Annotated in this window: 16 protein-coding genes; 12 read left to right on the top strand and 4 right to left on the bottom strand. The window is 41.1% G+C overall.

Features of this window, described 5'->3' with window-relative positions; genetic code table 11:
* The first annotated feature begins 14 nt into the window (after positions 1–14).
* The 6 genes from ABIN91_RS03175 to ABIN91_RS03150 all read left to right on the top strand — a co-directional run bounded on the left by ABIN91_RS03175 (position 15) and on the right by ABIN91_RS03150 (position 10,452).
* Positions 15–890 (top strand): AraC family transcriptional regulator, encoded by an 876-nt coding sequence (locus ABIN91_RS03175; RefSeq protein WP_348048360.1) that lies wholly within the window; start codon positions 15–17, stop codon positions 888–890.
* A gap of 541 nt (positions 891–1,431) precedes the next feature.
* A complete protein-coding gene (locus ABIN91_RS03170; RefSeq protein ID WP_348048358.1) occupies positions 1,432–4,560 on the top strand; it encodes a SusC/RagA family TonB-linked outer membrane protein in 3,129 nt (1,042 codons plus the stop codon).
* An 11-nt stretch (positions 4,561–4,571) separates the two neighbouring features.
* Positions 4,572–6,131, top strand: coding sequence for a RagB/SusD family nutrient uptake outer membrane protein (locus tag ABIN91_RS03165; RefSeq protein ID WP_348048356.1), 1,560 nt, complete (start codon positions 4,572–4,574; stop codon positions 6,129–6,131).
* 23 nt (positions 6,132–6,154) lie between these two features.
* Positions 6,155–6,940, top strand: a complete 786-nt coding sequence (locus tag ABIN91_RS03160) for a hypothetical protein (RefSeq protein WP_348048354.1) — start codon at positions 6,155–6,157, stop codon at positions 6,938–6,940.
* An 86-nt stretch (positions 6,941–7,026) separates the two neighbouring features.
* Positions 7,027–8,925, top strand: a complete 1,899-nt coding sequence (locus ABIN91_RS03155; protein ID WP_348048352.1) for an alpha-L-fucosidase — start codon at positions 7,027–7,029, stop codon at positions 8,923–8,925.
* Positions 8,926–9,144: 219 nt separating this feature from the next.
* Positions 9,145–10,452, top strand: coding sequence for an alpha-1,2-mannosidase (locus ABIN91_RS03150; RefSeq protein ID WP_348048350.1), 1,308 nt, complete (start codon positions 9,145–9,147; stop codon positions 10,450–10,452).
* A 77-nt stretch (positions 10,453–10,529) separates the two neighbouring features.
* On the opposite strand, the gene ABIN91_RS03145 is transcribed toward ABIN91_RS03150, so the two are convergent.
* Complete coding sequence (locus ABIN91_RS03145) at positions 10,530–12,314, bottom strand: alpha-L-fucosidase (protein ID WP_348048348.1); 1,785 nt, start codon at positions 12,312–12,314, stop codon at positions 10,530–10,532.
* A 24-nt stretch (positions 12,315–12,338) separates the two neighbouring features.
* Complete coding sequence (locus ABIN91_RS03140; protein ID WP_348048346.1) at positions 12,339–13,766, bottom strand: alpha-L-fucosidase; 1,428 nt, start codon at positions 13,764–13,766, stop codon at positions 12,339–12,341.
* 246 nt (positions 13,767–14,012) lie between these two features.
* On the opposite strand from ABIN91_RS03140, the gene ABIN91_RS03135 reads away from it, so the two are divergent.
* Positions 14,013–15,428, top strand: a complete 1,416-nt coding sequence (locus ABIN91_RS03135; protein ID WP_348048344.1) for a GDSL-type esterase/lipase family protein — start codon at positions 14,013–14,015, stop codon at positions 15,426–15,428.
* 12 nt (positions 15,429–15,440) lie between these two features.
* Positions 15,441–16,658, top strand: a complete 1,218-nt coding sequence (locus ABIN91_RS03130) for an SGNH/GDSL hydrolase family protein (protein WP_348048342.1) — start codon at positions 15,441–15,443, stop codon at positions 16,656–16,658.
* Between the two features lie 516 nt (positions 16,659–17,174).
* Here ABIN91_RS03130 and ABIN91_RS03125 read toward each other — a convergent pair.
* Entirely contained in the window at positions 17,175–17,933 is a 759-nt protein-coding gene (locus ABIN91_RS03125) for a hypothetical protein (RefSeq protein WP_348048340.1), read from the bottom strand.
* Between the two features lie 92 nt (positions 17,934–18,025).
* Positions 18,026–19,870, bottom strand: coding sequence for a PQQ-binding-like beta-propeller repeat protein (locus ABIN91_RS03120; RefSeq protein ID WP_348048338.1), 1,845 nt, complete (start codon positions 19,868–19,870; stop codon positions 18,026–18,028).
* Positions 19,871–20,107: 237 nt separating this feature from the next.
* Between ABIN91_RS03120 and ABIN91_RS03115 the strand changes: the two genes are divergently transcribed.
* From ABIN91_RS03115 to ABIN91_RS03100, 4 genes are all read left to right on the top strand, one after another.
* Positions 20,108–20,626 carry a DUF4251 domain-containing protein gene (locus ABIN91_RS03115; protein ID WP_348048336.1) on the top strand — a complete coding sequence of 173 codons (519 nt, stop codon included), beginning with the start codon at positions 20,108–20,110 and terminating at the stop codon, positions 20,624–20,626.
* Positions 20,627–20,755: 129 nt separating this feature from the next.
* Positions 20,756–21,952, top strand: a complete 1,197-nt coding sequence (gene uxuA, locus ABIN91_RS03110) for a mannonate dehydratase (RefSeq protein ID WP_348048334.1) — start codon at positions 20,756–20,758, stop codon at positions 21,950–21,952.
* A gap of 196 nt (positions 21,953–22,148) precedes the next feature.
* Entirely contained in the window at positions 22,149–23,522 is a 1,374-nt protein-coding gene (locus ABIN91_RS03105) for a M48 family metallopeptidase (RefSeq protein ID WP_348048332.1), read from the top strand.
* 2 nt (positions 23,523–23,524) lie between these two features.
* Positions 23,525–25,060, top strand: coding sequence for a DUF6770 family protein (locus ABIN91_RS03100; protein ID WP_348048330.1), 1,536 nt, complete (start codon positions 23,525–23,527; stop codon positions 25,058–25,060).
* Positions 25,061–25,123: the final 63 nt, after the last annotated feature.

Raw genomic sequence — 25,123 nt, 5'->3', positions numbered from 1 at the left:
ATTTATTGATTTTTATGAAACCTCAACTGTTAAAAGTAGCCACCGGACTTGCACAATCTTTTAGTGTAAGGCACGATCTGATCCCGTTTTTTAATAATAAATGGCATTACCATACCGAGGTAGAACTTATATCTTTAGAAAAAGGTACCGGAACTCAATTTGTAGGCGATAATATCCGGTCGTTTAGTGATGGTGATGTGGTACTTATAGGAGCTAACCTGCCACATTACTGGCGTTTTGACGATCACTATTTTGTTGAGGATTCTAAAAGCGCGGCTGATGTAATCGTAGCTCACTTTAATGAGAATTTTTGGGGTGTACAATTTTTATTACTTCCGGAGAATGCGATGATCAAAAATATATTGGATAAAGCTAAACGCGGTATCCAGATCATTGGTAATACCCGTGCGCGGGTAGCCGAAATGATGCAGCAGATGTTAAAAGCGGAATCGTTTAAACGGATGGTGATATTGCTGGAGATATTGGAATTGATAGCCGGGAGCAGTGAAGTGCATTTTTTATCGTCGAGCAGTTTTTTACCGAATTTGGAGGATGCGGAGAACGAACGCATTAATGCCATTTACGAATACTCGTTATCAAACTTTACCAATAAAATAAGCTTGGATGAGATTGCTACCATAGCTTGTATAAGTCCAAACTCATTTTGCCGATACTTTAAAACGCATACCGGTAAAACCTATTCGGGCTTTTTGCTGGAGTGTAAAATCGGGCTTTCATGTAAACTATTGATACAGGATAAATTATCAATTCAACAAATTTGCTACGAAAGCGGTTTTAATAATTTTGCCAGCTTTCATAAATATTTTAAAAAATTAACCGGTAAAACACCACTCGCCTATCAAAAAGAATTTACGCATAAAAAGAAGTGATTTTATCAGGATAAGTATTCAAAATATGACTTTAATTGCTGCGCTTTTTTTGCCAAAAAATATCATATGAGTTAAAGAATCAACGTTCGGTGCGACTTCATTCTTATCATCGTAAATTATCAAAAATGGATAATTCAATTGTAACTAACCCGATACGTTTCTTAACATACTTGTAATTATCTGCCTTGTTTTATGTTAAAAGTTGAGTGATTCGTTTCAATTTTTGACAACTTTTACATTGATAAAAAGTAAAAAACTCTGTTTTTTTAGCAAAAACAGCCCATTTCTGCGCTTTTTGATGCCAAAATAACTGAATCATTCGCCAATAGCATTAAATGCTAAGTTTTGCTTTATCGGTTACTTGCATTACCAATTAAATACCAATAGGTATAACCCTAAATTAAAAAATTATGAAACCCAAAAACCAACCAAGCTCAGTAAAATTGTATTGTTATAAGTAAGATATTTTACTTATAGTTCTGTGGTACATTCAACCTCACAGAACCAGTTCACTTATTTATAAACCAATATCTAAAAAGATATGAGAAAAAAATTTACTCAAAATTTTTCGCGAAGTTCTATTGCCCTAAAATTAGCGGTTATAGTGCTTCTGCTTAGTTTTATTAACGCCTTTGAAGCAAGGGCTCAAACTCCCGGAAAAGTTACCGGTACAGTTAAAGACGCCGGCGGGATGGGCTTGCCAGGTGTGAGTGTAAAAGTTAACGGCGCAGTTACCGCTGCCGTTACCGATGCAAATGGTAAGTATAGCATAAGCGCGAAAGTGGGAGCGACACTTACTTTTAGTTTTATAGGCTTTACCACAACAGAAAAGGTGGTTCCGGCTAATAAAGTGCTTGATGTAGTGTTGGCCGAAACATCCAGCTCGTTAAGCGAGGTGGTGGTTACCGGTTTTGGCGGTAAAGTTAAACGGAGTGATCTAACAGCGCCGGTATCATCGGTTAGCGCGAAAGACATTCAGGATAGGCAACCTATCAATTTGTTAGAAGCATTGCAAGGTAAAGCTGCCGGTGTATTAATAACAAATGATGGCGGGCCGGGGGCCGAAGGAACCATACAAATACGTGGTGTTACAACATTGAATGCCGGTGCAGGGCCGTTATATGTTGTTGATGGCGTTATTAGTGATAATGGCCGTAACATTAATCCGCTGGACATTGCAAGTATCGAGGTGTTAAAAGATGCTGCCTCGGCATCTATTTATGGGGTGCAGGCGGCTAACGGTGTAATTTTAATTACCACTAAAAAGGGTGTTGAAGGTGTACCGCAAGTAAGTGTTCAATATACCCACTTATTTGGCAGGCTGGCTCATAAATTACCACAAAGCAATGCGCAGGAGGTTAGAGCTTTCAGACGTTTACAAGCCGGTGGTACTGCTACGGCAGGATCAAGCACCGATTCGCTTAACCCAAGCTTTAACGCTGATAATGATTTGCAAAAACTGCTATTAGGTAATTTAGGTAATCGCGATCAGGTTAACTTAAGCCTGAGTGGCGCATCCAAAACATTAAATTATTATACCAGCGTTAATTATATGGATGATAAATCTATTATAATTAATAGTTATGCAAAAACTTTGCAAACCAGGCTTAATATTTCATACCAGCCTACTACGTTTTTAAAATACACAACCAATCTTACCTTATATTATCAAAACAAAAACGAAATACCGGTAGGCCGTACAGTTAACGTTGTTTTTGACAGGCCCGCGTTTTCGTTGATCTATTATCCCGATGGCTCATTAACCAGTTATATAGGTTCAAAACGCAACCCGGTTGCCAATGCGCTTTATGAGATCAATAAAACAGAAACATATTCGGCACAAGTAAATAATCAGCTTGATCTGAATATAAGCAAACACCTTAAGTGGACCAATTTGTTCAATTTTTCATACGAGAGTCCGCAATACACCTTCTTTTCGCCAAGGTATTTGAGCAACGGCCGTACAAACAATAATGGTACTGATGAATTGAAAAAGAATTTTAACTACGAAATCCAATCGTATTTAAACTATAGTCAAACTTTTAATAAGTATCATAACTTTTCGGCTACTTTAGGTATAGATGCTCAAAAACGTTCGTCGGATATTTTTCACCTTGAATATGCTAACACTACAAGTGAAGAAATTACCGCGGCTCTGCCTGCCTATTTAACAACAACTTCTACTTACACAGGCGGAAGCGGGTCTACCCAGCAAAGTTTTTTAGCCAGGTTAAACTATGATTACAAAAGCAAATATATTTTTCAAGGGGTTTTGCGTAATGATGGTTCATCAAAGTTTGGAGAGAGTAACCAACGAGGTTATTTTTATTCAGGATCAGGCGCATGGCGCTTTTCGGCAGAAAAATTTATGGATTGGTCTAAAAACTATTTAGATGATGCAAAACTCCGGGTAAGTTATGGCCGTGTTGGTAATGATCAAATCACAAATTATGCCTCTTTAACCAAAGTAAGCTTTACCGGTAGTTACAATGGTGTTGGCGCTGCGGTGTATGATTCTAATTTTGGTAATAGCGATATTCATTACGAAACTAATGTTCAAACCAATTTGGGTTTAGAACTTACTTTTTTAAAAGGACGTTTAAGCGTTACGGCAGATGTTTATAAAAAGGGTTCGGAAGGATTGCTTTATCCACAAGAGTTAGCTAAGGAAACAGGTTTTTCAACCGTTACAGTAAATGTAGGTTCAATAAATACCAAAGGTTTAGAACTAACAGTTAGTGGTGTGCCTATTAGCAAAAAGAACTTTACCTGGAATATTGATGCTAACATATCATTTGAAAGAGGTGTAGTTACTGAACTGGCGGGCCATACACCATTTGTAGCAGGTAGTAAGTGGTATGTACAGGAAGGAGGCCGCCTGGGCGATTTTTATGGCTGGACAAACCTTGGTGTATTCCAATGGAACGAATCAAACGCGTATAACGATAGCTGGAAAAGACTTACCGTTGTATTAGGTGGCGATGGTAAACCATTGTTTGTAGGAGGCAAGCCACAATATACTTATGATGGGCAGCCTTATACGGGTACTGTACACAACCTGTACGACCCGGCCGGTAAGTTAAAAGGCGGAGATACCGAATGGCAAAATATGAATGCCGATAGTTTGATTGATGATAATGACCGCCATGTTATAGGTAATTCCCAACCAAAATTTTACTTAGGTGTGAGTAATAATTTCACCTATAAAAACTTCTCATTATTCTTTTTGGTTAACACATCAATTGGTGGGCAAATTTATAACACCTTACAATACAATGCTAATTACCCATCAAATACAGGCCCTGGTAACCCAATGGTATTGTACAATTCGTGGCAAAAACAAGGCGACATAGCCACGTTGCCTTATTATCCTGATCGCGCAAGCAGGGGGAGTTTGAAACAAAATGGGAATAGCTTATATCTTGAAGATGCAAGTTTTATCAGATTGGCAAGCGTTAGGCTGTCTTATAACTTAAATAATAAATTCGCCGCAAAATTGCATTTAAAAGGATTGTCGGGATTTATATATGGCACAAACTTAATGACGTGGACCAACTACACAGGTTACGATCCGGAGTTTAGTACCAGCAACCCGTTAACACCTAATGATGATACCGGAAAGTATCCAAAAAGAAGAGAAGTTGGTTTAGGAATAAATATTAAATTGTAATAGATACAATTATGAAAACATTTAAATATATCATTGTTTTAATGATGCTGCTACCTTTAGGTAGCTGTAAAAAGTTTTTAACTCAAACACCGGTTTCGCAAATTGCCGATTTTCAGTTCTACAAATCAAAGTACGATGTTGATGCCGCGATGGCCGGCATGTACTCGGGATTTCAATTGATGATGGTTGGTGAAGGCGGCACAACGTCATTTAACGATCGTTACCATTACTGGGGAGATTTCAGGTCGGATACGTTTGACAGATTTATAAGCTACGCAAACGTTTATCAAAATGAAATAGCTTTTAACGCTATCACACCGGATAATCCGTACAGTGATTGGTCTAAGTTTTATACTGTGATCAGTCGTGCAAATAACAACATCAAATATATACCTACAGTAACCGCGATAGATAACTCGGTTACAACAGATGTTGTAAATGCGGATCTGGCACAATCATACGCTATGCGTGCCATGTGTTACTTTTATATATTACGTATTTGGGGCGATGCACCTGTTTGGCTTGAACCTTATGAAAGCATAAGCCAGGAGCCAGAACGCGAAAAAACAACTGCCGCTTCAATTTTGAATGATATTGTTATTAAAGATTTAACAACAGCTTATAGTTTAACAGTTAAAGGGCAAACAGCATCTGTATTTTATATTAACGAAGCTTCTATTTGTGCAAACCTCGCCGATGCTTATATGTGGAAGAAAGATTATCCTAACGCCATTATCTGGATAAATAATTTGTTTAAGGCAAAAAATCCAAAGGGCGCGTTATATGCCGGAACATCAGACGCTAACCTGGAGCCAACTGCTACCTGGAAAAACGTTTTCACCACACCAACAGCGAGTGCAGAGGCTATATGGTCAATAAATTGGAACTATACCAACAACGGATGTTCGTGCATGGTACTCGGTCCGGCAAATAATAACAAGGGTATGCAGCTTGATCCTTTATTTTATGCCAGCTATTTTTTACCACAAACTACAGCAACACACACAAATGATATCAGACCTAAACAAACCCTGGATCTATATATTACGCCTACTAATAATAGGGATAGGTTTGTGAAATTTGCTCAAAGCCCGGTTAATCCTACCGCGGCATCAACCGCGGCAGATCTGGCTATTTATTATGCAGTAACAATTAACCCATACCTGCCAATGTACCGTTTAGGGGATATTTACTTGTTATATGCAGAAGCTTTAAATGGAAATAATGATTTGCCAAACGCGCTTAAATATTTAAACTATATCCGAAAAAGGGCAAGTCTTGTTGAATATTTGCCTACGGACCCGCTTGTTAATAATAAAGCCTCAATGGAGAATACCATTTTGCAAGAGCGCATGTATGAATTAGTTGGCGAAGGTAAACGCTGGTTTGATTTGATACGTACCGATCACGTTAAACAAATAATGGATCCGGTTTTGAAGGATAGGCAAGCAAGAAGCGGTGGTACCGATCTGGTTGGTTTCGCTGATATCCGCCGGGTGCTTTGGCCAATAAGCAGAGCGGTATTAAACTCAAACAAAAAATTGACACAAAATCCGGGTTACTCAGATTAATGTTCACCTTTAAAAGACATAACATGAAAAGTTTAAAAAATAGATATTTACTCATTTTGCTTTTGGCTATAGTTGCTATAGGGCAAGCAGGTTGCGTAAAGATATTCGGGCTTGAGCCGCAAAAGAATTATGATTATCATCCGCAAACGCTTGATAACAATATTAACGTTACCGCACGTAAGTTTTTAGAAGACAGGGCCAGCGGCACAGGTATTGCCAACAGCGCTACCGATACCATATTTAAATACATGAAAGCCGGTTTGGATTATGCAGGTATTGATCTGGCTGAATTTGAAAAGGCTGATCGTACTTATTTGTTTATGACCAATGATGCCATACGTGTATCTACAGTGAAAACTACAGGGGGGATAACAACTACCACTATTTCGGCCGGTTTGTGGTTTGACTACCCTATGGTAACCAGTGTTAACCCTACAACAGGCATACCGGTAACCAAGCCTGCAACTAAGTGGAGCGATTACCCTAAAGAGGACGTTAAAAATTACTTTTTATACCTGATAGGACAAGGCCGTTATAACTTTGCCGATTTGAATGAGACTAATAAGCCTATCCAATCATTATTACCTGCAAACACTGCATTATCTAAATCAAGTATGTTGGGTTATTTTGCTAATGGCAGAGGTTTTGACCAAGCGGGGTTATTTTATCTGAAGATATTAAACAATAGTGATTCGGCACCAATAGTTCACAATAATAAAACGAACGATAGGAGTGGTGGCTATGTTGCAACCAATGGCATTATCCATGTGTTTGGTGCAAGTTTGGCTCCCGGTTTGCCGGTTCTATAAATGTAATGTTAATACCAATTAACGGTTTATTTAAAAATTAAAACCTGCCAGGTGCTACTTATTGTTTAGCACCTGGCTTTTTATCTATGCAAAACATCAAAACATTAAAATCGTTATCGTTCGGCCTGGCGCTGTTGGCGTTAGGTAATTCTCAAACTTTGTATGCCCAACAAAAGGGCGACGAAGAAGGAATGCAAAATCAGGCAAAAGCCCGCGATCAAAAAGAAATTGATAAGGCTGTACATGGCTGGTGGGCAACATCAATGAAAACGCATGATGCCCGTGTGGTATGGTGGCGCGAGGCCCGCTTTGGTATGTTTATCCATTGGGGAATATACTCGTTACCGGGAGGCGAGTGGAAAGGGAAAAAGGTTGATGGTTATGCCGAGCATTTGATGCGCAAAGAAAAAATACCACGCGCCGAATACCTGCAATTAGCGCATCAGTTTAATCCGGTTAAATTTAATGCCGATGAATGGGCGAGCATAGCCCAAAAAGCAGGTATGAAATATTTGATCATTACGGCTAAACATCACGATGGTTTCGCGATGTTTAATTCGGATGTATCAGATTATAATGTGGTTAAACAAACTGCCTGGAAGCACGACCCGATGCTGGACCTTGCCGCGGCCTGTAAAAAGCACGGCATTAAGTTTGGTTTTTACTATTCGCATGCCTTTGATTGGGAACACCCTGATGCCCCCGGAAATGATTGGGAATATAATAACCCGGGTGGCGATAAACTGTTATTTGGTGGTGCCAACTGGTACGATGTTCATCCCGAATTGTTACCTAAGGCAGCTAATTATGTGAATCAAAAAGCAATACCACAGATACGCGAACTGATCAAAAAATATCATCCGGATATATTATGGTTTGATACGCCAAGCAAACTGCCTTTGTCTGAAAATATCAGGATATTGGAAGCCATCCGCGAAGCCGACCCGAATGTAGTTGTTAATGGTAGGCTGGCTCGTGGCGGTGGTAATTTAAACCTGGGCGATTATCAAAATACGGCAGATAGGCCGGCAGAATTTTTCCCGGTAACGGGCGATTGGGAAGCTATACCAACTACTAACGAATCGTATGGTTATTCCAAGTTTGATAAGAGCCATAAATCGGCAAAGTTTTTGGTTCAGTTATTGGTTAGATCGGCATCACGTGGGGGTAATTTGTTAATGAATATTGGCCCTAAAGGCGATGGCGAATTTGATGCTGCCGATAAGCGGATACTGGATAGTATTGGTATCTGGATGAAGGTTAATAGCGCCAGTATCTATGGAAGTACAAAAACACCATTGCCTATTCAAAACTGGGGCGTATCTACACAAAAAAGGGGCAAATTATATCTACAGGTTTTTGAATGGCCACGTAATAATAAACTGATTGTAGCGGGCTTGAAAAGCAATATCGCGAAAGCTTATTTATTGGCCGATCCTGCTAAGAAGCCTTTGGCGTTTAAACGTTTAAGTGCTTTGGATATTGAACTAACCATCCCGGCAAAAGCCCCCAATAATTTAAGCGGTGTTATTGTGTTAGAAGGCCAGAAACCTTTTGTGACTGATTCTGTAAGGTTGCTTACATCGGCTACGCCCAATAACCGTTTGCTGGCCTTTGATGCTTTGCTTACTGGCAAGGGTTTTAAATTTGGTGATGGTAAACCTGCCCGTTATTATGTTGACGGTTGGAAGAATAAACAACAAACCATCAGCTGGAAGTTTAGATTGTTAGCGCCTGCACAATTTGCTTTGCTGCTTAAATACAGTGCCGATAGCAACAATTCCGGTGAATATGAATTGGTGATTGATGATGCGATTAAGCCGGGAACGATAGAAACATTAGCTAAGGGCGACAGCGTTAAAGAAACAGATATGGGTATTGTTGATTTGAAACCAGGTATACATACCATTACTATTAGGGCAAAAGATATTAAAGCAGAAGGGCTGATGAGGTTATTAGAAGTGGACTTAAAACCTGTAAAGTAAATTAAAATACAAGCTATACATGGGGCTAAACATATACATGTGTTTAGCCCTTTTTACGTTTAAACTAGGCTGTGTTATTAAATAAATGTTTGTATTACAGTTTATTATGCCAATAATGTTTACTGTTAAGCCAAGTGATGTGAGTTAATGGGCAATGGGTTTGGTAAATTAGTGTGATTAAAGATCGCCCCAATTAAATAACCATATAGCTAAATATTTATGAAGAAAAAACTGATCCTTTTAGGAGGCCTGGCTATGCTTTGTGGCCACGTTTTAACATCGTGCAAAAAAACGACTACCGACACTACGCAGACAACTACTACCCCAACCGGAGGCGGTACAACTACACCTGTAACCAATAAGGGTATGATAGTTGAAAGTTTAACCGGCAGTATAACCGTTAGCGAAATTTTGGCCTTTAAAACCTATATGCAAACAGTTGCCGCACCAACTGATAACGACCAGAATGTTTGGGTTTTTGGAAACCCCGGCAAGGCTATTGAAGCTTGTGGTTTGATGTATGAAGCTACCGGAGATATAGCGATACTTGACCGGATGATCTATTACTGTGATGCCGCCTTATCTGGAAGAAATGATTTGGCGAGTGTGACCAATGGCGGGCAGCGCAAATTATGGACGGGGAGTATTGAACCGGTTTGGCCATCATCAGACGCGGCTACAATACCTGCCGGGGCCGGTGTTGAGCAGGGGGATGTACTATCGCACATGGTTTTCTGCGCGAAGCTGATCTTACAAAAGCCCGCCATATGGAATACCGCTGTAGGTATTGGTGATGCAAAGGGTTATGGCGCAACTTACAAAGCAAGGGCGCTCAAATATATTGAGCAGGCAGATTATGTGAACGATGTATGGATACTACCCCGTTTTGTACGCGCGAGTGATAACAAACTGTACTTTCCGGGGGCGCCTAACACTTACAAACCTAATGATGCCGCACCCTGGAACCAGTTGTTTATGGTTACCAATAGCATGATCCGCCTGGTGCAATGCCATTTGATATTAAATGATGCACCGACAAGGGTTACAAAATATGATGCTATAGTGCAGGCCAATGTGGATTGGTTTAAAGCTAATTTGACTACGGTTACATCTAAATTGGGTACTGCCTGCTATAATTGGAAATACGCTATTGGCGGTAGTGTAGAAGATACCAACCATGCCGCTTATGATGCGGAAGGTTTTTGGCTGGCTTATAACAGCGGCCGCTACAACGTTAGTTTGGATGATATTAAGCCTATGGCAAATACTTACTTTGATATTGTGCTTACCACGGTAACCAATGGTATTTATGCCGGTAAAGTAGATGCCACAACAGGTACAGGTAATGCCGATGGTGATAACTATGTACGCGATGAATACTATTACCTGGCTGATATCCGCAAGGATAAATATACTACTGCGGCCAATATTAACATCAACGCTAAAAAGATAGCCAGTTCGCCACAGATTACCGGTAGGTTGCTTTGGTTAAAAAATAAGCGGTTTTTAGCGGGAGATCATGATTAGATATTAGCAGGATATTAAACAAACAAAAGCCGCAATAAAAGCGGCTTTTGTTTGTTTTGTTGGTTTATAGTAATGGTTTATTTAACCGGTTCTATAACGATGGTTTTTAATTTAAACAGTTCGGTTGCAGAAGTGTATGGTTTGATGCTTATTGAATAAGTACCGGGCTTTTTGATGCTCGCGATAGCGATGGTATGTTTGATAAATAACCCGGGTTTATGCGTGTCGTAATCGGCAGATGTGCGGAGGGTTAAAAAGTTGTAGTCTTTGCCTAATACGGTAAGCGTTCCTTCCTGGCCTTTGCTTTTTTCGTCGCAAGCGTACTCAAGGCTTATTTTGTAATCGCCGGGTTCGGTTACACGCATTTTAAAGTTGGCGCTATCGGCCGGGGTTGCCATCGCGGTGATGCAGGTGTTGTGTTTCCAATCGCCATGATAATTGCTTGATACAATTGCTTTAGCGCTGGCTTTGCCAAAGGTATTGGTGTACGCGGCCTCTATATTGTATTGCGGGTATTGGTACGAAACAATAGTAGGCGCATTTGGCCCGGCATCTTTGATCTTCCCTTTGTAATTTACCACAATTACAGCATCCGCATTAGCGGGCATAGCTGCTGCGTTGATCAAAATATCAGTGCCTTTTTTTACAAAGGTTAGGGGCCTGTGATTATCTAAACGGTAAGCCGATATGATATGATCACTGATGTTAGGCACTACAATCTGTCCGTTAGTTGGTTTGTTAAACACATGCAAAAATAGTTTGCCCGGTTTAGCGGTGCTAACTCCCCAGGGTTGGGGGGCAATTAGCCCGTAGGTGCTGCCATAAATGGAAGCTCCGTTTATTTTGAGCCAGTTGCCAACCTCGGTTAAGTACCTGACCGAAAATTCGGGGAACTTGCCGTTACCATCGGGGCCTACATTTAAGATAAGGTTGCCGCCTTTTGAGGCAACAGTTGCCAGCAGATGGACGATCTCGGCAGAGGTTTTGAAATTATGATCGAACTTGGTATATCCCCATGAATCGTTGTGGGTGAATAGGGCTTCCCACGCGCCTTTAACTGGCAGGGCGGGTACTTCGCCATCGCCAAAGTCTTTAAAGTCACCTAAGCCGTTGCCAATGCGGCTGCTAAGTAGGGTGCCGGGTTGGAGCTTTCTTGCGGAATCGATCAAAGCCTGGGTTTGCTGAGGCGTCATCCCGCCCGCCTGGTCAAACCAGATGATATCAAGCGGGCCGTAGTTTTTGAGCAATTCTTTTAACTGTGGGATAGCTTTGGTGCGATAATAGGCCTGGTAATCTTTTTTAGTTTCATCAAAATCCCAATTGTTACGGCCGCCATTAGGTTCGTGCCAATCAACAAATTGTGAATAGTAAAAGCCAAACCTTAAACCTGCTTTATGGGCTTCGGTTGATAGGGCTTTCATAGGGTCTTTATGATAAGGCGACCCATCAACTATGTTAAAATCAGATACGTTGGATTTGAACATGGCGAAACCCTCGTGGTGCTTGGCGGTAACCACCATGTATTTTACGCCAAAGCCCTGTGCCTGTTTTACCCATTGCGCGGCATTAAAACCTACCGGGTTAAAGTTGTTGGCAAGGGTGGCATAGTCCTTCGCGGGGATTCTGGCCGTATTCATTAACCACTCGCTAATGCCGTAGTTGTTTTTTCCCTGCCATTCGCCCGCAGCGGCAGAGTATAAACCCCAGTGGATAAATAAGCCAAATTTGGCATCTTTAAACCACTGGATGTTTGGGTGCTCTTTACCCGATATGTTTTTATCCCAGCTTTCACCCTCGGGTGCCTGGGCTTTAGCATTGGAGGCTAAAAATAGAACTATAATAAGTGTTGTTATGTAACGCATGTTTATGTGTTTGATACGACGCGATTAATCAAGCTCACCACTTTTTATTTTACCGCTTTTTGCTGAACCTTTTGTGAGTATGCCCTTTAGGTTTATTTTAATTACTGATGCAATTTGATCCGGAGCTTTGGCCGGGAGTTGGAGTTCTAAAACATCGCCGGTTTGTTTGCTTTTGATGGTAGTGTTACCTACCAGTAGCCTGGCCGAAGTAATGGGAGTTTTGATACCCGGGATTGTTAATTTACCATCTTTAGGCCAGTCGAAAACTGATAGGTATAAGATGGTATTACCGGCAATATCTTTTTTAGTACAGCGACCCCAGCTTAGTGTATCGATAGGGCTGGCTTTGGTGCCATAAATGGCCTCGCCGTTTACTTTCATCCATTTGCCTATGACTTGTAAGCTTTTAATGGCTTCATCGGGGAAAGCACCATCGGCTTTTGGGCCAATATTTAATAAATAATTTCCGCCTTTTGAGGCTATGTCAACCAGGTTACGGATCAGCTTTTCATTACTTTTCCAGTTATGGTCGTAGCTTTTATAACCCCATGAGCCATTCATGGTCATGCAGGTTTCCCAGTCTTTGCCATCTAATTCACTTAGATCGGGTATTTTTTGTTCTGGGGTTTTATAGTCACCAAAATAATTGGGGCGCTTTAACCTGTCGTTGGTAATGATGTTGGGTTGCAGCTTTAGTACATTGTTTAGTTTGGCGGCAAACTCGTCGGTCATGTCGGTTGGGGTATCCCACCATAAAACGGCAACATCGCCATAGTTGGTTAATAGTTCTTTTACTTGTGGAACGCTCACCTGATCCATATAATCGCCCATGCTGCGGGTAGTTTGGGCAGGGTCCCAGTGGCCAGTGTGGGCCTCGGTATAAGCATCAATTTTAGCTGAATCGGGGTTAGGCCAGCCTTCGGTAGTAACTTTGCGTGCCGCGCTTCCGCCAGGGTTGTTCCAATCCTGCGCGTGTGAGTAATAGAAGCCTAATTTGATGCCATACTTTTTACAAGCGGCAGCTAAAGGCTTTAAAATATCTTTTCCGTAAGGAGTAGCATCGACCATGTTCCATTTGCTGGCTTTTGATTTGAACAGGGCGAAGCCATCATGGTGTTTGGCTGTGATAACGATGTATTTCATACCGGCGTTTTTTGCCATTTTAACCCATGCATCGGCATTGTATTTAGTGGGGTTAAATTGTTTGGCATATTGTTGGTATTCGGCAACCGGTATTTTTGAACGGTTCATGATCCATTCGGCGCCGCCCTTGGTCATGGGGTGGCCTTTGTACATACCACCAGGAACGGAATATACTCCCCAATGAATAAACATGCCGAAGCGGGCATCACGCCACCATTGCATGTGTTTATCAGTTTTGGCTTTTTGAGCGAATAAGGTGTTGGTTAATGTCGCGAATATTAGCGCGAGTAAAAGGACTGTTTTTTTCATATCTGGTGATTAATAATTGGCAGGTACAAATTGCTGATTCTAAACAAGCAAATGAGGGCCGTTTTTAGCAAATTAATAAGCCATTTTAGCAGAAAATCGGGGGTGATTGCCTATTGAGTATACTCATATTTATCATTGATTTGCTTAGATAATTGAATACATTGTATTATAAATTTAAGTAATTGCACCATACTGTTTGAAGTAATTACCCACAATCATTTTTAAAAGGTAATTAAACCAATTTAAATGAAACGTACCGTTTTTATATTGCTGATCGTGTTATGCAGCTCCATCGCGCAAGCTGTAGCACCCATTAAGGTTGCCTGTATTGGTAACAGCATTACTTATGGCGCCCGGATAGTTGACCGGGAGCATGACTCATACCCCGCGCAGTTACAGCGGATGCTGGGTGATAATTATGTGGTGAGTAATTTTGGTGTGAATAGCAGCACGCTACTGCATAAGGGTAACAAGCCTTATATTAATCAGCCCCAATATCAGCAGGCTTTGCAAAGTAATCCCGATGTTGTTTTTATTAAGTTGGGTACCAATGATAGCAAGTTAGTTAACCGGGTATACCTTGACGAGTATGAGCACGATTATAAGGAGATGATAGCCGCTTTTGAGGCCTTACCATCGCACCCGAGAATTGTGTTGCTGTTGCCGATCAAATCTTTTCATCCAGATAGTAATTCGATATCTGATAAAGTGATTGTTGGGCAAATCATTCCACATATCCAACACCTGGCTTATACGGAGCATCTGGAAGTTATTGACCTGCATAGTTTATTCGCCGATAAGGAAAGCTTGTTAGCTGATAAGATCCATCCGAATGCGGAGGGGGCGGGTATTATTGCCAAAAGGTTGGCTGATCTGCTACAGCAAAAGCGTGATGTTAGGTTTGATATAGATAAGGGGATTAAGTATTCGGTAAAGCAGAGTTCGTTTTATGGGTATGTGTGTAACGATTTTACATTGAATAACCATGACTGCAAAGTTGTGCAGCCTAAATGGAGCGCGATTGGGCATCCCTGGGTATGGCGAGCCCGCTTTTGGGGGCATGAGCCGCAAGCGGATATCTCTTTGTTGGAAAGAGGTTTCCATATTGTTTATTGCGATGTAATTGAACTGTTTGGTAACGACGAGGCGATAAACGCGTGGAATGGTTTTTATAAGGTTTTACGATCTGCCGGATTGAACAAAAAGGCGGTAATGGAAGGTATGAGTAGGGGCGGGGTATATGTTTACAACTGGGCAGCGGTTAACCCGGATAAAGTTGCTTGTGTGTATGTTGACAATGCTGTGCTCGATTTAAAAAGCTGGCCGCTGGGTGGTGGAAAAAGTCAGAAAAGCGTGAAAGACGTTGAGAAGTTTAAAGCGGATTACCATATTACTACGGATGAACAATTGAATAACTTTCATGGTAGTCCGATTGATAAGATTGGGCAGATTGTGAAGGGTAAATACCCTATGCTGCATTTACTGGCAGATAATGATGAGGCTGTGGCACCGGCCGATAATACTTTGCTGTTTGAGCAAAAGGTTAAAGCTTTGGGTGGCAATATTACCGTGTTGCATAAACCGGGAGCCAAGCATCATCCGCATAGTTTGCCTAACCCTATGCCTATTGTTGATTTTATTTTGAAAACGGTTCAGTTATAAATTACTCCTTTTATGATTAGAAAATATATAGTGCTTGGCTTGTTGTTAACGTTTGCTTTTAACGGTTTTGCTAAAAGCAATGTGATTGATACCGCTAAAAAACTATCCAGCGAAAGCTATATATCGCGATATGGCAACCTGGATAACTTCAGGTATAAGCTGGCTACAGAGAAGAATATTACGGTTGCCTTTTTTGGTGGATCGATCACGAATATGACGGGCTGGCGGGGCAAGGTTGAGCAGTATTTGATTCAAACGTATCCGGGGATACATTTTACCATGATGAATGCCGGGATACCATCGTTAGGGAGTTTGCCGCACGCGTTCAGGATGAAAAGAGATGTGCTGGAGAAGGGCAGGATAGATCTGCTTTTTTTAGAAGCGGCTGTGAATGACAGGGGCAACGAAAAATCGGATACGGTACAGCGCCGGGCTATGGAAGGTATTGTGAGGCATACGCTTAAAGCTGACCCGTTAACGGATATTATTGTAATGGCTTTTGCCGATGAGCTTAAAAATGCCGATTACCATGCGGGGAAAATTCCATCCGAAGCAAAGGTTCATCAGGATATCGCTCAATATTATCACCTGCCTTATATTAACTTGGCGAAAGAAATAAATGACCGGATTGATCATAATGAATTTACCTGGAAAGATGATTTTAAGAGTTTGCATCCATCGCCTTTTGGCCAACAATTGTACTTTAACACTATTGAGCAATTGTTTGTTGGTGAGTTGAAAAAGGCTATTCCCGCAAGGTTAGTTAAACATAGCATCTCTAAACCAATCAACATACTTAACTATGAGCATGGCGAGTATTTAGATATAGCCAGCGCGGCAATGCTGAGGGGTTTTAAATATGTTAAAACATGGCACCCGGCCGATAGTGTACATACCCGTGCGGGCTTTACTGATGTGCCTGTGTTGGAGGCGGCTCAACCTAATGCTACTTTTGAGCTATCTTTTACCGGAACGGTGATAGGCGCGGGATTTATTGCCGGGCCAGATGCCGGAATAATTAGCTATACAGTTGATAACAAGCCTTACCCGGATATGGATATTTATAAACCGGCAAGTAAAGGGTTACATTTACCATCGTACGCTGTTTTGGCTGATGACCTATCCGCAGGAAAACATGTGTTGAAGGTTAAGGTTATAAGCGCTCATAATCCATTATCAAAAGGGACTGCCTGCCGGATAGTTTACTTTCTGGAGAACAATGGTAAATGAGCAGGGTTTAATATAGCCTAAGGATCTTAAAAATTTGCTCAGCTTCGGTCATAGTGAGGTCGAAGTACTTATTGTCGGAGTCTTTTTTGTAATTTATGCGTATCTTTGTATTGGTAGGATCGCATTGGTTTATTGTTAGGTTTTGCCGATTTGTTATTTGAAAATATACCCCTTATTCCCCCCCTTTGATTGGAGATGTAATAGGCAAGATGGGAAGATGTGGTTGAAAAAATCCTACTTTATCCCCCTTTGCACTCCGTGAGCGTGGACGCCCACAACTATTTACAATCAAACGATGGCACTTGATTGGGCGGTTAGGTATCCCCCCTTTTTTAATAATTGAAGAATTGATTGAATAGGGCCGTTGGGAAAAAATACGTTTGAGATTTCTTACAATATCCCCCCCCCTTTAAAGCAAAAAACTGAAGCCCAAGGCTTTTTGAGGATACCCATATTTACCCCTGTCTGCCGACAGGCAGGCATAATTTGTTATTTAGGTTAGCGCAGTTACTCTATTTATTTGATGGCAGTAATGAGCTCGTCGATCTTGTCGGTGGATAGGATATCGGCTTTGAGGTCAATCAGTTTTTGCCAGCCCGCGGGGTTATCGGGTGCGGCCCAAAAACGGATCTTTTTCCCCGTAAGGTGAACGGCGTTAATGATGGCTCTGGTCACTTTTTCATCCCGTAAAGGTAAAGCCCCCTCGCCTTTCCATTTGGAGTAATTGGCAAAGTTAAGGCTAACCTGTGCCACGCGTTGCCATTGTTGTAGGGTGTGCGGTAGCTGCAGGTCATCATCGAAAGATAGGTAAGACGGATAGTCTTGATATTGGGATGGTGGTGGGCGGTTTCCGGTTATCACGATGCCGAGCGGGGCTTGGTTATTATCCGCTTTTATGAATGGTTTTAAGGCTTCAAGTTCGTTGATCAGTTGAGATAATAGTGGCCCGTAAGCCTCTTTCATATCTATCATCAAAATCACCGGCCTTGGGTGATTGGTAAGTTCTTTTTTTAATGGATCGAGGTAAAGCGCTTTTAGTGTGCGTTCGGGCTGGATATCGGCAGAGTCATGCGCGACCATTAACTTACCATTCCGTAAAAACACGTCGGCTTCAATGGTGCCTACACCCGCTTTAAAGGCATGGTAAAATGGATCGGGGCGTGAGTAATCGTTATGCGAATGAATGCTGACAGGCGTGTATTTTTGCTGAGAATAAACCGGATGTAAACAGCTTATAGCCAAAAAGATAATTAAGGCCGATTTTATTGGCACCATGTTAATTGTTTTGTTACTAAGTTAATTATTAGTTTTTCATACACTCTCTTTGTACGTCAAATAAAAACTCGAACAGGTTAACTTGGTATTGCCTAATATTTCAAACAAACAATCTTTCCATCCATTGTAGTAGCCACCAGTTGCTTATCGCTGATAAAGCTCAAAGGGTTTACCAAACAGTTAGATATCTTATGCATCCAGGCAACCGAACCATCAACCCGGTTAAAGGCATAAACTATGCCCGAATTGCTTAACGCGAAAACCAAACCGCCATGCTCTGCTATCAGCGATGGCGAAATATCATAACCCATATTGCGCTGCGCTTTCCAGTCAACCTGCATCTCATCGGCTTTGGTAGATATACCAAGCACATCACCATCCATGGTTTTAACATAAACCAAACTGCTATCCGCCGAAAGGCCCATAGATTCACGTACCTTGATCTTTGGGTCTTGCTTCCGCCATATCACTTTACCAGTTGTAGCGTCAATACAGGTCATGTATCTGTCCGGAGCTACGATGAATAACCTGTTAGCCGTTGCCACTGGATAGCAAGCTGCCGGCGAAAACATGCGGTTGGTTGAGCCGCTCGTCCAGTTCCAAACTAAGGCGCCCGTTTTTTGATCCAAAGCATATAAATGATTGGCCCACGCGCCAAAATAAACCAAGCCGTTATATAATAAAGGCCTGGCTGTTTCAAAACCCTCAACAGCTGCAAACTCCCAAATGATTTTTCCGGTAGCAAGCTCATAACATTTAAAATGCCCATCCGAACTACCACAATAAACCCTATTGTTTTTGATGATGGGCGATGCTACCATAGGTTTATCGGCTGTCATCTTCCAAATAGCCTTACCCGTTTTTACATCAAAGCAATACAAATTCTTATCGGAGCTCGATACCACTACGTACTTCTCCCAAACGCAGGGTGTACTATAAGTTTTACCGCCCGTTCGTGTGGCCCAAACTTTCTTACCCGTGTTCACATCGTAAGCTGTTAACCGGCCTGCAGTATTAGGCGTAATAAACAGGTTGCCAGCTATCGCGCTGCCCGCTCCAATATCGCTGTTATCCTCAACGGCCCAAATCTCCTTAACATTAGCAAACTTTTGATTGGCCGAAAAATCTGGCCTCGGATACTTACCCGGTACTCTAAAATGATGGTCGTACAATCTGTCCCTGGTCCACGTAGGTTTAGTAACCACACCCGGTAAGCGCGTACTATAAAACACCGAATCCCCGGCAAGGGTAACAATGTTATAGCCGCCAACAGAATCTTTGGCCCTCAAATTTGATCGGCCCATTATACCCGGAATACCCTCAAAGTTCAAATGATGGTTACTATGCCCGTGCCCGCAAATAATGAGCTGGATATTCTTTGTTTTTAAACGATTAATCACCTCATACCAATTATTCAGCGCCGAATCAATAGGGTAGTGATTCACAAAAATGATCGGTGTCTCTTTGGGGGTTACTTTCAAAACCGAATCCAGCCAAACCAGATTCTCCCTCGGTACCTGCCCGGGGCTCATGCGCATGTTGGGCCCGCAATTGGTACCCAGAAACAAAATGCCATGTTGCTTAACCGCGAAAGTTTCCGACCCAAATACCGTCTTGAACGAGTTTCCTCCACTTTCCGACCAGTTCATATCATGGTTCCCCGGAACAATATACCAGGGTTTATTCAGGCCATCCAAAATACTCCTGGCATTGCGTAATTCCGCATCAGTCCCAAACTCCGTAATATCGCCCGATATCACCACAAACTCCAACTCCGGGTTCGCATTGATATCGTTAACCGTACGCTGCAAATCGGCAACACTGTTATCACTCCCCACATGGATGTCCGATAAGTGCGCAAATTTCCAGTTGTCCTGCGCCCTAACTTGTACAAATAACAAAGCAAAGCACGTGGCCAGTAAAAGTATCCGTTTCATAAATAATGGCTGAATTTAGGGGCGATTAAAGATAATAACTTTAATACCACGATAACAAAAAAGGGGGGATAAAGTAAGAGGTTAAAGAACAAATTGGCCCCTTCCATACTACATCTCTCTCTACACAAAAATACGAAAAATCCATCGCTTATTCATACGTACATACTTCGCCCGCTAAATTTATCCTGATAAAACATTATCAAAAACATATCGTTATATTTACATAAACCTTTGAAAATGAAAACATTTATTGCAACATGGGCAAGGCCTTCGTTTTTCATCATCTTATCCTTTTGGGTAATTAACACAAGCTTTGCACAAAGCGCCAAAAGGAAAGCAAAAGAAGCCAAAACAGCAGCCGAAGTTAAAAGCATGATTGATGCTAAAAGCTATGTTTTTGTAGCCCAATATGTGCAGCCTATGCGCGGGGGCAATCGGTATGTAACCCCCGAATATGATTTGCGAATAGGTACAGATTCATTAGTAGCTTACCTGCCATACTTTGGCCGGGCCTATGTGGCACCAATGAACTCCGAAGATGCCGGGGTGCAATTTACCACCACCAAATTTGATTACAAAGTTGTTGAGAAAAAGGATAGTTGGGAAGTATCCATCGTTCCAAAAAATGCCAAAGATGTGCGTACCATGCAGCTCACTATCTCAAAAAACGGATATGCCACATTACGTGTAAGCTTAAATAACCGCGATCCTATATCTTACCAGGGATATGTGGAGGTTAAAAAGCAAAAGGTGTAGCTTTTATCCATAACTAAAAAATCCAACACCGTTATACTGCATTGGATTTTCTGTTTCGTAATCGATTGCGAATTTGCTTTATTGTTCATAATTTCACGGCGGGTATATTCTGCCCGTTATATATAGCATATGTTTAGTGATTTAGAACAAACTTTCCGCTGGTTCGGCCCTTCAGATCCCGTTACCCTGCCGGTTATCAGGCAAACAGGAGCCACAGGTATAGTTACCGCGTTGCATCATATCCCTTGCGGGGATATTTGGACAATGGACGATATCAATCTCCGTAAGAATATTATAGAAAAGACCGGTTTAACATGGTCAGTTGTCGAAAGCGTAAACATCCACGAAAGTGTAAAAACCGCCGGTGCCGAACGCGACGAATACATTGCCAAATACATAACCAGTCTGCAAAACTTGGCTAAAGCCGGACTAAAAACCGTATGCTATAACTTTATGCCTGTGTTGGATTGGACGCGTACCAACCTCGATTTTCGCTTACCCAACAATGCCTCCGCATTACGTTACCATGCTCCGGCAGTAGCCGCGTTCGATCTGTATATTTTAGAACGAGAAGATGCATTCAAAGAGTTTACAACCGGGCAGCAGCAAGCCGCGAAAGCTTATTTGGATAGCATTACTGCAGATGAGAAAAAATACCTAACCGATACCATTATGGCCGGTTTACCCGGAACCGATGAAGTATTTACCATCCCCGAATTTAAGGAACACCTGCAACGCTACGCCCAAACCGATGCTGCCAAACTGAAACAAAACCTGGCTTATTTTTTACAGGCCATCATACCGGCAGCAGAAGAAGCAGGCATCAACATGTGTATCCATCCCGATGATCCTCCGTTCCCGATCCTGGGTTTACCGAGAGTAGTATCAACAGAAAAGGATTTGAGCGATCTGGTAGGTTTTTGCCCATCCCCATCAAACGGTTTAACTTTTTGTACAGGCTCATTAGGTGCCCGTGCGGATAATGATCTTCCGGGAATTGTGAGCCGTTTAGGTGAGCATATCCACTTTATCCATTTACGCAATGTACAGCGCGAAGCCGATGGTAGCTTTTACGAAGCCGACCATTTAGGTGGCAGCACCAATATGTTTGCCGTAATGAAGAACATTATCATCGAACAAAAGAAACGGGCAGACAATGGCCGTACCGATATAGCGATACCCATGCGCCCCGATCACGGCCATAAAATACTCGACGATTTTAACTACAACACCTACCCGGGATACTCAGCGATTGGCCGCTTAAAAGGCCTTGCCGAGTTAAGAGGTTTGGAAATGGGAATAAAACGCAGTTTGTTTGAAGGATAAAACGGTTTTCCATCTTTGAGGTTAAATGCCCCAATTATTAAAGCAAATAACCGACAAAACCGTTGATGAACTATGGATAGGGTATATGGCTCACCTGGTTATTTAACAATGAAATGTTATCATGTTTTTATGATATCGTAAAATAACTATACAGATACTTGCAGTTAAGTAAAAAATAAATAATTTTACTTAAATAGTGAAGCATTTCCCTAAGCCCCACATCCTGCCTTTTGTTATTGCTGTAGTGGCATTTTCTATGTCTGTTTTTATAGCAAAAGGACAAAAAAACAAGCCGGTTGCTATACCTAAACAATATGCTTATACTGATATTGAAAGCTATACGGTATTTTTAAACAAAACCGTAAAAGATGATGCCAATAGCTTTGAGAAAAAATATCAAAAGGATTATCTCAAAATAATCAGCGAAAAAAATACCGATCTGCTGAAGGACCTGAGTGAGAGAAAGTTTTTGTTTGATAGCGCGGTTTATCCCTATTTAAATTCTGTTTTTCTACATATCCTGCAAAAAAACTCACTTGATGCCGGCCGGTTCCACTTTTTTGTGAACCGTACATCTAATGTAAATGCATATAGTTACGAAGAAGGTACCATTGTTTGTAACCTGGGCCTGCTTAATATTATGGAGAACGAAAGCCAGGTGGCCATGGTTTTCTGTCATGAATTAGGGCATTACCTTTTAAAACATGTTAACAATTCTATTATATCGCAATTAGAAACTTACAACTCATCCGAGTTTTTGGTGCGTGTTAAAAAAATAAAGAAACAAGAATATAATTCAAAAAAACAACTGGAAGAGTTGTATAAAAGCGATGTTTTTAACCGCCGTAAGCACAACCGTTCACAAGAACGGGCCGCCGATTCATTGGGTATAGCACTGTTTCGTAACACGGGTTACAACGGAACTAACATAGCTCATATTTTTGATCTGCTCGAAGCTGCCGAAAATTCGCCCGCTACAGGCGTGTTGCAGAGCTTTTTTAAGCAGGAAAATATGGCTGTAGCTGATAATTTATTTAGGCCCTCAAAAAAAATGAGTTTCAGTGATACCAGGAAAGAAGAAACTGACTCCTTGAAAACCCACCCCGATTGCGCTGTAAGAAAGATAGCCATGAAAAATAATTTTGATAGCCATGGAAAAATCGGTTTAGATTATGAAATAGCTAACGCGTCCAAATTTTCGGAGTTGAAAAAGCAAGCATTGTTTGAAGAAGCTGCATTTTCTAAAGAGAATGATAATTTGAGTTATTATTTTTATCAGCTTGTTCAAATGAATACGCTCTACCCGGACAACTATTTTATTAAATCCGAGATATTTGATACGCTGCTTTCCTTTTGCATACATCAAAAAAAGCATCAACTGTATGCTGTGGTGAGTAATCAATACATACCCGATGATGATAAGGACGAATACGCCATCTTGCTAAAACTGATAGACAATATCGATCTGGGCGAGTTAATCGCCATCACAAATAAATATTATACAAGCCATAAATCACAAATCAACGCTTCGGCAGAAGCCATAAACAACCTTAACCATTTAAACAATTAACCATGAAAGCAAAATTACTACTCATTTTGGTCACCCTTTTTAGTATACCCGCGTTTAGCCAGGATGCAACGAAGGTATTTGACGAAGTGAAGACTGTGAATATCCGCAGTAGCGGTGTGATCAAAAAAAATAATGTTGTAAAGGGATATTACAATTTTTACGAATTTGATAAAGTTGACCGTAAAACAAGGATATTTAAACTTAACCTGCTCGATGAAAATTTAAATTCATTAGGTACCAAAGAAATTGAGGGCCCTAAGGAATGGGAGTTGGTAAGTAGTGGCTTTGATGGCAATAACTTTTGCTTTAAGTTTTGGAATGAAAAGGAGAAAACGTTTGAGCTAAAAGTGTATGATCAGCAAGCTAAGGAGGTAAACTCCATAACAACCAAAATCAATTACAAGCCATCTGGTATGAAATATACCCAGTTTAAACAGGGCGTAAGCCCCGAATTAGGTATAGTTGAAAATAGTGGCTTTGTTAATTATGTTTATAATGACCCCAATGATGCATTTATCATCAACTATGCTGGTGCATCAGGCCAAAAATCATGGGATCATACTTATGAACCAGAGGGTAAATCACGCATAATGTTCCCCACTTATTTAAACGGTAATAACGATATCATATTAACCGCGGTAACCAAGATAGAAAGAGGGATGTATTCCTTTAAAACCCAAAACTCATTGGTAGCTAACAGCGTAAAGGATGGTGCTGAGTTATTTGACCTGCCTACCGAATTTGACGGTAATTATGTTGTGCCTGTAAACGCGGTTTTTGAAGATGGTAAGATCATTGTGATAGGATTAAATTATAAACAAGCTAAAACATTCACAACCCCTCCGGATGGTTTCGCGTTTCTGGAACTTGATAAAACAGGCAAGCTGTTAAAAAGTAATTTTAAAACGTTCGATGAGTCATTGGGTAAATATTTAACTATAGAAAACGGCAAGCTTGATGGCGGTTACTTTTTATATATCCACGATATTGTAAAAACAAAGAATAACACCAATATTGTTATTGCCGAAAAGTTTAAAAAACCGGGAGGTTCTGGTGCTTTATCAGCCTTAGGGGCCATGACAGGGGGAAGCTTTGTATCATTACAGTTAGAAAACATGGTTGTAATAGAATACGATAAGAATGGAAATGTGGTGCAGGCCCAGGAAATTCAGAAGGCAAAAGGTACAACCAACTCTTTCCCATCTTATTCCGGTTTCTTATCACCATATCTGCTTGCCACAGCGGCTAAGTTTATGGGTTGGATGGATTATATGTATACCATGAAGAGTGATGACAACAGCGAAATAACTTTCAGTTTTGTTGATTATGATAAGTTGGATAATGACGCCAAAAAAACAAAGAACTTTGGACAAATAAGGTATAAAAACGGTAAGTTTACATCTGATAAAATCGCCATAAAAAAGGAAAAGGCAACCTGGTCTGCCATACTTCCGGCAAAAACCAACCATGTGATACAGGTTAGTTACTTTAAAAAGGATAAAAAGCTAACTATGGATATGATTAAGTTGAATAACTAATATCATTCACCACAAACAGCAAAGCCCCTTAATATTTAAGGGGCTTTGCTGTTTAAACCACTG

Origin of the sequence: Mucilaginibacter sp. (assembly GCF_039921305.1) — a bacterium.
Classification (GTDB): Bacteria; Bacteroidota; Bacteroidia; order Sphingobacteriales; family Sphingobacteriaceae; genus Mucilaginibacter.
This window is presented reverse-complemented; position numbering and strand designations above follow the sequence as displayed.